This is a genomic window from Bacteroidales bacterium (genome assembly GCA_018334875.1).
Taxonomy (GTDB): domain Bacteria; phylum Bacteroidota; class Bacteroidia; order Bacteroidales; family UBA12077; genus JAGXLC01.
Genome location: JAGXLC010000146.1, coordinates 1 through 9,779 on the forward strand (window position 1 = coordinate 1; position 9,779 = coordinate 9,779).

The window sequence follows — 9,779 nt, forward strand, 5'->3', positions numbered from 1 at the left end:
GTCATGCCGGAGGAGAATTGCTTCCTTTTACAAGAAAATTTAACACTGGACGAGGGCGCCCTGTCGGAGCCTCTGTCCATAGGTCTCTATGCGGTGAAACAATCCGGGATGGAGAAGGACATGAATATTGGAATATTGGGTCATGGCCCCATCGGGATGAGCGTTTACCTGACAGCCAAAGCTTACGGTGCCGGGAACACCTATGTAACCGACAAGCTGGATCCCCGGCTGGATATTGCCCGGCAGGCAGGCGCCACACAAACCGGCAATCCCGATGAAGAGGATGTTGTTCGCAAGTTCAATGAAGCTGAGCCCTCCCAGCTTGATGTGGTATTCGAATGCTGCGGAGAGCAGGATGCCCTGGATAATGCCGTTGACCTGGTAAAGCCAGGCGGAAAGATCATGATCGTCGGTATACCGGCAACGGACTGGTGGTCGTTTGACCAAAGCAAGGGCAGGAGAAAGGAGATCACCTTTATTAATGTGCGCAGACAGAACGGCACCGTTCAGGAAACCCTCGACCTGATGGCAGCCGGAAAGATACAGGCCGGCTCCATGGTGACACACCGTTACTCACTGGATCAGACCCCCGAGGCCTTCGACCTGGTATCCAACTACCGGGATGGGGTGATGAAGGCGATGGTACAAATGGATTAGTTAGAATGTTGCATGAGCTAAAGCTGACAGTCCAATACACTGGTCATTTATAGTCATTTTGCCGTCATTAAGTTGTCATTTTTTGTATCCGAAGAGGGCTCCACGCAAAGAGCGCGAAAGGAGGAAAACGCAAATAAAGAGAAATACTCTCCCATTGGGCAGGGATTGTCACGTAGCATGCCTAAAAGAATATTTATATATCCTTATATGCCTTCTATGGTTTAAAATATTTTTTGAACCGCATGAACCCTATGAGGTGACAAAAGTTAAAACCTGTGGTTTTTAAGAATCGTTCCATCAGGGTCTCGTTCTATCGTTCCTTTGTGCCCTCGTGCCATCGTTATTTTAAATTACATACATGCCCGGCAGCGGCGGGGAGGCACATGAAAAAAACAGATTACCTGTTTTAGCCGATTAACCAATCCCATAAATTCTGACTATCTTAAGCTACTTTTTAACAGCTGGAGCTTCAATGCCGCCTTCTTAGAAGGCCAATGGCGATAGCAACCATTCGCCGAACGATGCCCGGCGCCTCGTTAGAGTGCGCGATAAAATGCAGATTTTATGCGCCATTATATATTTGGTGGATTATTATGAAAGACTAATTATCCGAAAGATTAACAAGGAGGCGTAGCGACGGAACAATATTTTTGAACCACATGCCTGCCCATTGGCAGGCGGGGGTAATAGGTATTACAACACGAACATTGGCTTACAGGAAACCTTATTTTTATTTCTTTAACCTAACAGAAATGTTTTTTATATATTTACATATTGAATATATATGAGTCCTTTACCATGATTGAAAAGGATATTCTTCAAAAAATAGTGCGGGAAATCAAAAAGTTTGATCCGGATAAGATCATATTATTCGGTAGCCAGAATTCCGATCAATCCAATCCGGAAAGTGATATTGATTTACTTGTGGTCAAAGCCATTCCTGAAAATGAAGTTCGGGGTCTCCGAATAGAAATAAAAAAAACGCTCTGGAAAAATCTTAAAGATATTCCTCAAGATTTTGACATCATTGTGGACAGTGAAGAACGAATCTTGCAGAGAATAAAGATGGGAGACCTGTTTTATAAGGAAATCTATACCAAAGGAAAGACCATTTATGCCGAATAAAAAATATGCCAAGGAATGGCTCAATCTTGCGGAGAAAAATCTGGAAACCGCCAGATTACTTATCAAAGAAAGGCATTATACAGACATCATCGGTATTGAAATTCAGCAGGCTGTTGAAAAAACCATGAAAGCTGTTTATGGTTTTTATAATGTTAAAATTCCCAGGACTCATAACTTATCAGTTTTATACGATTTTGTAACACAATATTTGGATCTGGAAGAAATTAATATTGATGATCTTATAATCATTAGCGACTATTATGATGTCAATCGTTATCCCGGACCAAAGTACAATATTCCAGATTTTGATGAAATCGAACATAGCATTTCTGTTGCTGAAAAAATATATTCCAGAATTATTAATTACATTGATGCCTGACTCAATTTTATGCTGAGCTGCAATCGGAGGCACAATAGGAAACATAAAAAGGACACATAGAAAGAAAAACATATTACGAACAGCATCTTACAGGAAACCTTATTTTTATTGTCCTTACCTTAGTAGCCCTGGAATTCCCCATTATCCATTTACCTTATTACCTTATTGCCGTTAGTACCTTATCATTTACATTCTTACAAATTTTGGCAGAAAATCAATAATTTATAGCTGAAATCATTATTATATCTTTGTTTTCTTGTTATAAATGAGTAATGCTTTTATAGATTGATAAGGTACGATAAATAACCTGGACATGCATGGCTTTTCATATTGCTAATAATTCAGTCCTTGTGCATTTGGGCGAATATCCTGTTTGGTTCTGGGTTGTCCAGGTTATGGGTACAAAACAAAGATTCTTTATACGTTATGAGCCGGTTGCTATTAAAGAGGATTCCATCAGAACAGGAATCTCTCTTGAATTGCTTAGCAAAGGGACTGCATGGTTTGATCTGATGAAGATAATTTCCCTTTCTGAAAATTAATAACTCAAAAATTTATAATTTTACGGTTTAATAATATTCACAATTGCTACATGTCAATTAAGAAAAAGCTATCATATGAACAGAAAGAACAATAGCATAAGTCGGCGTCAGATGCTAAAAATGTTGGGTTTTGGCACAATGGCCTCTTTATTCCCGGGAATAGCAGTTTCCAAATCCGTAGATCCTCAGAATGAAGGGCCAGATCAAACTATTCATCAGGGCGTTTATCGGAAAAATACAGATCAGGCTGAAGTTAGCCTCATCAAAGGCAATGATCGCCGTGATAACACTTTTAAAGCACTGAAAAACATTGAGGATGAAATCATGGCCTCACTGGAAGGCAAGAAACGCATCCTTGTCAAGCCGAATTTTGTAAGCACCACTACTCCGCTTAGCGCTACTCATGTAGATGCAGTGCGGGGTATATTGGATTTTCTGAAACCCCGGTGGAATGGAGAAATTGTTGTGGGTGAATCAACTGCCAGCGGCAATGGTACAATGACAGGCTTTAAGAATTACAATTACCTTCCTTTGGAGAAAGAATATGGGGTTACATTTCGCGATCTGAACGAAGGATCGACAGTAACACGATATATGCTCGGTCCGGACAATGCTCCTGTACCGGTGCCCATCATATCTTCATTCCTGGATAAGGATCAGTATATCATCTCGGCTGCCAAAATGAAAACCCATGATCGCGCACTCGTTACACTGGCCTTGAAAAATGTATTGCTTGCAGCACCCCTTCATGACTACAAAAAACACAATTATAAACATGACACGCACATCACTAAAGAAAGAAGCAAGCACACCATCCTGCATTACAATATGTTCAGCCTTGCCCGGGAAATATATCCGGATCTCGGCGTGATAGACGGATTCGAAGCCATGGAAGGAAACGGTCCGATGGGAGGTACACCGGTGGATGCCCGTGTTGCCCTGGCAAGCATTGATTCCCTGGCACTGGATACGCTCACTACGAAAATCATGGGCTTTGATCCGGCCGAGGTGCTCTATTTGTCTTCAATGAACAAGGCAGGAATGGGCCAGGGCGACCTGGATAAGATCCAAACCCTGGGAACCGACTTAAATAAAGTTCAATATCATTTCAGGCCGCATGAAAGGATGGTGGAGCCGTATGGGTTAGGATGAGAATCAACGATTTGAGACAAGATGGATACTGCCAAATCAGTAAACAGAAATTCGATAAAAAAAAGATAATATGGAATCAACAATAGATGAGATAAAAGAGATCATTCCCCATTTAATGAGGTTCAAGAATGTCTGGACAAATTATGACAAGGAAGCAGATACACTCTATATACACTTCAAGAAACCAAGCCACGCTGATCATTCTGAGATGACTGAAGATGAAATAATTATTCGTTATGAAAAAGGTGAAATAATTGGTATAACTGTTTTAAATGCCAGCAAGCGGTAATTCCCTAAATTACTAATAGCCAAATAACACATAAAAAACATATGCCGGAAAGTGATTATATATAATTTAACCCAACTATAAAAAAGAACAGCAAAACATAAGTTAAACTACCGGCATTGGCAATATAACACCTAAAACAGAATCAAAATTCCAGCCATTTCAATCACACTCCTTTTCCAAAATTTTCTTAATTTCACCCTTTGAATATATTTATCAACTCTAAAAAACCATTTTATGAAACGTATCAAACAACTTTTACTTTTTTACCTGCTGATGATGATAGGTATAATATCAGCCTATGCACAAAAGGCTAAAAACATCATTTTTATTCTGAGTGACGACCACCGATATGATTACATGAGTTTTCATCCGGAAAGTCCGGATTTTTTAAATACACCGGGGATGGACCAAATGGCTGAGGAGGGGGCACACATTGCCAACGCCTTTGTGAGTACATCACTGAGTTCTCCAAGCCGGGCATCTATTCTTACCGGACAATATCCTTTTCGTCATGGAGTGGTGGACAACAGCAATCCCATGCCCGAAGGAACACATTTCTTCTCACAGGCACTTCAGGAAGTAGGTTACCAGACCGGTTATTTTGGAAAGTGGCACATCGGGCATGCAAACGATGATCCAAGACCAGGATTTAATAAGTGGGTCAGTTTCCGCGGACAGGGCGTCTATTACAATCCAACACTTAATATTGATGGCGATAGACAACAAGTGGAAGGTTACATAACCGATCTGTTGACCGACTATACGCTTGACTGGCTGGACAACATTGACCGTGATCAGCCCTTTTTCGCCTACCTCTCTCATAAAGCGGTACATGCTGAGTTCGAACCCGCAGAGCGCCATGAAGGCATGTATCAAGATGTCAATATCCCAAAACCGCAGTCGATGAAAAACATTGAATCCAACTATGAAGGGAAACCCGAATGGGTAAGGGAGCAACGGTATAGCTGGCATGGTGTCGAACACATGTATCACGGGCGGGATGATCATCCCCAGGGTATAGATGAGATCATTCCCCGCTACAGCGAATCACTGATGGGCGTTGACGAAAGCATTAACCGGGTGCTGGATTACCTGAAAAAGGAAGGATTGGCCGAAAACACACTGGTAATATATATGGGCGACAACGGCTTCATGCTGGGCGAGCACGGACTGATCGACAAAAGGCAGGCCTATGAAGAGTCGATGCGGGTTCCCATGCTGGCCTGGGGACCAGGTACTGTAGAAGCAGGTTCAACGGTTGAAGAAAATGTACTAAACATCGATTTGACCCCAACTTTCCTTGACATTGCGGGTGGTTCAATGCCTGAGGATCATAAGATAGACGGCCGGTCTTTCCTGCCCCTGCTTAAGGGAGAACAGGTTGAATGGCGTTCAACGTTCGTCTATCAGTATTTCTGGGAGCAGGCCTTTCCGCAGACTCCAACTACCTATGCCATACGGGGAGACCGTTATAAATACATCTATTATCACGGAGTTTGGGACAAAAATGAACTCTATGACCTGAAAACCGATCCGAACGAAATGCATAACCTGATTGATGCTCCCGAACATCAGGAACGGGTGAGAAAAATGCACAATGAGATGTTTGATTTCTTCGAAAAAAACGGAGCCACTGATGTGCGTTTCCGAAGGCCTTCGCTTAACAGACAAGATGAAAGGCTGATTCACTGATAAAAATCCCAAATGACAAGTATCAAAACTTGTCTGGTGATTGATGAATATTTAATATAGAACACTGATGACACAGATTAAACAGATAATCACAGATAAAATATCCGTGTCAATCAATAATATCTGTGTTATCCGTGTTCTATTATTCTAATATTTTGAATCCCTTTCTTATTTTATGAACATAATGAGTTACAAATATGTAATTTAGATACTCAAAACCCTTCTATAAAAAATGAAGGATACTCATGACTACTAAAGAGATTGCAATAAAGATAATTCAAGAACTTCCTGAAGATGCTAGCTGGGAAGACATTCAGGAAAGAGTCAATTTCATTGCAGGAGTGCGTAAAGGGTTAAAGGAACTCGATGAAGAAAAAGGTATACCTCATAAGCAGGTCAAAGAAGACCTAAAGAGATGGCTTTAGGATTGTTTATAGAGTAAATAATAATAAACATAAAGTCGAGATCATCAGGGTTTGGCATTCAGCCAGAGGCATTCCCAATATTTAACCAGGTTCCCAAGCGAAAAAATGGAAAAAACAGGCTGCAACATCAATCTTCTTTTCCATTACTTCTGGATTGTCACCCATTTCATAATCCCATAGTGGTATCCGGGTTTGATAGTGCCCTTCGAATCGGAGCCTGGCCTTTTGAACCATCTCCCACTCTCCTGTCCCTTCGTTCCAGAAAACCTCGCGGCTTCGGGATTCGTAATGTAAAGTCGGCCAATAATAGGCTGCTACAGTATATATCCGTCGTCAGAACCTTCTTATTGAGCAATACCACTTTTTGCTTCAGGGGTGTGGGTGCATTTTACTATAAGCAACCCCAGAAACAATATTGAAAGGGAAATAGGTATATACGGTTTTTCATTTGTTTTCATGATAAAACAAGTTTATTATTTAGCCCGAATTATTCCCACCACCCCAGTTGCAAACAAAATGAATGATCCAAGCTAAAATAGTTTCAAATCAAACATCTATTTATTTGGCCAATGAGTTTCGATCCCTTGTGTTCTGATAAACTTTTGGAAATCATTCAACATCTGTTTATTTTTCCTTACTGTATGCGGAATCACATCTTTTTTCATGGCATATGCAACCAATATCCCTACCGCTTCCCCAATACTCCATTCTACCGGATGCAGGCGATAACAGCCGTTTGTTATATGCGTAGTACCAATGTTTTTATTAGCAGGAAGTAAATTTTTCATCCGCCTTGGTAATAGAGCTCCCAATGGAATTTGAAAAGGTAATGAACTAAAATCTATATAATTATCACCTCCACTACTGGGATGCAAATCAATGTGGTAATAGCCAATGCCTACACTGTCGTAAAAGTCTGCTGCTTTATCAACCGACTCTTCCCCCGTAATCATGGCCCGGTTTTCGGCTCCAACATGTTGCTCCAGAATGGTAAATTCTGCTTTAATCCTACGGGATTCACGAACATAAGGATATTTGGCCAGACCGTCCTCTGTGCCCATAATATCTCTGCGAAGTCGTAATCCGGGCCAGCCCTTCCCGCCATCAGGCCTTGGAGCTTCAGTTTGCAACCAGTACAACAGGGATAAACTTAACTGTTTACCCTGTTGGATATGTTTTTCAAATTCTTCCTCGCGCACATCGATGATATTCCCGAGAAAATAGTCTTGCTGGGGCCAGTTTACAAGTGTAATGCCTCCTTTATAAGTACCCGGCTTAAAATTTTCCGGATTAATGATTCGCCGATAAAGCCATAGGTTAAGAGCATTACCTGTTTTCTTCCCTTCGGGATGAAAACCCAGCCTTTTCGGTTCAAGCGTAGAAGGGTCGGGATAATTCAATTCAAGCAGTTTTCCCGGCCAGGGAGGTTTCATCTCAGGTTCGAAATTTCGCCAAAAATCATAATCCCTGGGTTTAGATATAACATGGTTTTCACCTGAAATATAATCCATAGCAAAACAATGGGTATAAGCCTGATTGTTTGTTGGATCCGCTTCCTCTGCAGCATGCAATTCACCGGTTTCTTCTTGGGATTCCGCCCCGGAAATATACTCCGTTCCGGTCAGGGGCAACAATTCACCCAATTCTGTTGCATCCACAAAATAAGGTGCGTTAAGCGTTACCATTTTCCCGCTACGGATACTTTTAATCTGAAGGGCACGAACATGATCTCCATTTACGTCAGCAGCTACAATTTTATGCTCCAAAAGAAGGGTCAACTTGCCAGAACTTAAATAAGGGGCCAGCATATCCAGTAAAACAGCAAGGGCCACACGGGGTTCATGACATAAGCGTGATACCGCACCGTCACCGGGATTTAAATGACTGCGGTTCTCTGCCTTTTCCGTGAGGGGATAATTTCGTTTATAATAGTCCCGTACTGCTTTTCGAAAATCCCGGTATAACCGGGAAGCTCCGTGGGACTCGATCCACCTGTGTTCGTCCGGAGGAACCCCTTGCTGGGTCAACTGACCCCCGATCCAGTCAGTTTCTTCTGTCAATATAACAGTTAACCCATTACGCAACATTCCCAAAGCAGCGGCTATACCTCCAAGGCCACCACCAGCTATCACTAAATCTGCTGAAAGCTTATCAGGCAGACCTTTTGTAAAATTGCCTCTCCCAAAAATGTGATTTGAAAAACTCAATAAAGGCAGTGAGCTTACGGCTACACTACCCATTGCTATCCTTTCAATAAAATCTCGTCTGTCCATTTCTAAACATAAGGATTTAAAAACATTTTGTGCTTAAAGAAATCTAAAGTTATATTACCTTTAAGTCCAATGATCTTGCAGTTTATTTTTTTGGTTCCAGACGTTGTTTATGTTTCAACAATGCCTTTTCCAAACTATTATAAGAAAGTTCATGAACATCAGCATTGTTATCTATACATAAAGAAGCAGCAGTAGCCGCAGACTGGCCCAAAACCATAAAAACGGGTTCCATTCGTATGGAGCCAAAAGCAATATGGGATGCACTAACACATACAGGTACTAACAAATTATTTACTTCCTCTTTTTTAGGAATTATGGACCTGTAACCAATTGGATATGGACTAGGCACATGGCATTCTACATTACCCTCGTTTTGTACGTAACCATTCGCATCAACATAACGTTGTGTATGGTGTGAATCCATTCCATAAGCAGCCAGTCCTACAGGATCTTTGACTACTTCCAAACCTTCACAATTGTGTTGGGTCATAACATAATCACCAATCATACGTCTGGCCTCTCTAATATAAAGCTGATTCGGCCATCCATCTTTCCGTTCAAATTCATCCTTACATGTTCCCCACCGTGAAATTTCATTTCTAACTTTCTCTGGAATTCTGGGATGATTGGCAAGGGTCCACATTAAACCTTTCTGATACTTACGATGTTCCTTAATAATTTCTTTTCGCTTTTCATAGGTGGCTTCAGGATAATTGTAGTTCTGCCCTATAAAATCAGTTGAAAAGCCATATTTATTGTTGGTGTCGGTTTTATCGTTAGGCATTGATGAATTTATCCATGGAAGATAAGGTGTACCTCCATAATCATACATTTCTTCTAAATTATCTGCTGCTTCATAGTTTCTGAAAAGCAACTCATAATTTATTTCCTTATATCCTTTCGGCTTCTCGAATGGAATACGATTTTCAGGATTGTCTGTCAAACACATACGAAAACAATATGCCTGAATTTTTTTATCCCCACTTCCTGTAATTCCAGGCCCATCTTCATTAATGTATGGTAAAAGACCACTTGACTTATCGCCTTCCTCAACATAAGGGTCAACACCAGTAACAAAATTATGGTGTTTACCGTTTCTTGAGACCGTTCCTCTTAATGAAAGGCTAATTTTATTCGCCTGTACACCATTCAGGGTTTCTCCATATTTGTAATTAGATTCCCTCCCGATTGTATAAGTGACTCCGGCAGCAGCCATTAGATCCCCTTCATAAGTCGCATCAATAA

Annotated in this window: 11 protein-coding genes; 8 read left to right on the plus strand and 3 right to left on the minus strand. The window is 41.1% G+C overall.

Annotation, left to right across the window (positions count from 1 at the left end; genetic code table 11):
• The 8 genes from KGY70_12000 to KGY70_12035 all read left to right on the plus strand — a co-directional run.
• The coding region (locus KGY70_12000; protein ID MBS3775904.1) for a zinc-binding dehydrogenase at positions 1-657 on the plus strand (657 nt) is incomplete at its 5' end.
• A 798-nt stretch (positions 658-1,455) separates the two neighbouring features.
• A complete protein-coding gene (locus tag KGY70_12005) occupies positions 1,456-1,782 on the plus strand; it encodes a nucleotidyltransferase domain-containing protein (GenBank protein MBS3775905.1) in 327 nt (108 codons plus the stop codon).
• The gene (locus KGY70_12010) at positions 1,772-2,161 is read left to right on the plus strand and encodes a HEPN domain-containing protein (GenBank protein ID MBS3775906.1); all 390 of its coding nucleotides are present in this window, start codon (positions 1,772-1,774) and stop codon (positions 2,159-2,161) included. Before KGY70_12005 ends, KGY70_12010 begins: the two co-directional genes overlap by 11 nt.
• Before the next feature lie 395 nt (positions 2,162-2,556).
• Positions 2,557-2,703, plus strand: coding sequence for a hypothetical protein (locus tag KGY70_12015; GenBank protein MBS3775907.1), 147 nt, complete (start codon positions 2,557-2,559; stop codon positions 2,701-2,703).
• A gap of 75 nt (positions 2,704-2,778) precedes the next feature.
• Positions 2,779-3,855 (plus strand): DUF362 domain-containing protein, encoded by a 1,077-nt coding sequence (locus tag KGY70_12020; protein ID MBS3775908.1) that lies wholly within the window; start codon positions 2,779-2,781, stop codon positions 3,853-3,855.
• A gap of 70 nt (positions 3,856-3,925) precedes the next feature.
• A complete protein-coding gene (locus KGY70_12025) occupies positions 3,926-4,144 on the plus strand; it encodes a DUF2283 domain-containing protein (protein ID MBS3775909.1) in 219 nt (72 codons plus the stop codon).
• A 234-nt stretch (positions 4,145-4,378) separates the two neighbouring features.
• Complete coding sequence (locus KGY70_12030; protein MBS3775910.1) at positions 4,379-5,836, plus strand: sulfatase; 1,458 nt, start codon at positions 4,379-4,381, stop codon at positions 5,834-5,836.
• A gap of 245 nt (positions 5,837-6,081) precedes the next feature.
• Complete coding sequence (locus KGY70_12035) at positions 6,082-6,261, plus strand: hypothetical protein (protein ID MBS3775911.1); 180 nt, start codon at positions 6,082-6,084, stop codon at positions 6,259-6,261.
• An 81-nt stretch (positions 6,262-6,342) separates the two neighbouring features.
• Here KGY70_12035 and KGY70_12040 read toward each other — a convergent pair whose 3' ends face one another.
• The 3 genes from KGY70_12040 to KGY70_12050 all read right to left on the minus strand — a co-directional run.
• On the minus strand, positions 6,343-6,588 hold the full coding sequence (locus tag KGY70_12040; protein MBS3775912.1) for a glycoside hydrolase family 99-like domain-containing protein: 246 nt from the start codon (positions 6,586-6,588) through the stop codon (positions 6,343-6,345).
• Positions 6,589-6,815: 227 nt separating this feature from the next.
• Complete coding sequence (locus KGY70_12045) at positions 6,816-8,534, minus strand: FAD-dependent oxidoreductase (protein MBS3775913.1); 1,719 nt, start codon at positions 8,532-8,534, stop codon at positions 6,816-6,818.
• Positions 8,535-8,616: 82 nt separating this feature from the next.
• On the minus strand, positions 8,617-9,779 hold a 1,163-nt coding region (locus tag KGY70_12050), incomplete at its 5' end, for an FAD-dependent oxidoreductase (GenBank protein MBS3775914.1).

Bases quoted from the DNA above. Each gene is read 5' to 3' on its own strand.
- KGY70_12005 (MBS3775905.1), top strand. From the start codon at position 1,456: ATGATTGAAAAGGATATTCTTCAAAAAATAGTGCGGGAAATCAAAAAG.
- KGY70_12010 (MBS3775906.1), top strand. From the start codon at position 1,772: ATGCCGAATAAAAAATATGCCAAGGAATGGCTCAATCTTGCGGAGAAA.
- KGY70_12015 (MBS3775907.1), top strand. From the start codon at position 2,557: ATGGGTACAAAACAAAGATTCTTTATACGTTATGAGCCGGTTGCTATT.
- KGY70_12020 (MBS3775908.1), top strand. From the start codon at position 2,779: ATGAACAGAAAGAACAATAGCATAAGTCGGCGTCAGATGCTAAAAATG.
- KGY70_12025 (MBS3775909.1), top strand. From the start codon at position 3,926: ATGGAATCAACAATAGATGAGATAAAAGAGATCATTCCCCATTTAATG.
- KGY70_12030 (MBS3775910.1), top strand. From the start codon at position 4,379: ATGAAACGTATCAAACAACTTTTACTTTTTTACCTGCTGATGATGATA.
- KGY70_12035 (MBS3775911.1), top strand. From the start codon at position 6,082: ATGACTACTAAAGAGATTGCAATAAAGATAATTCAAGAACTTCCTGAA.
- KGY70_12045 (MBS3775913.1), bottom strand. From the start codon at position 8,534: ATGGACAGACGAGATTTTATTGAAAGGATAGCAATGGGTAGTGTAGCC.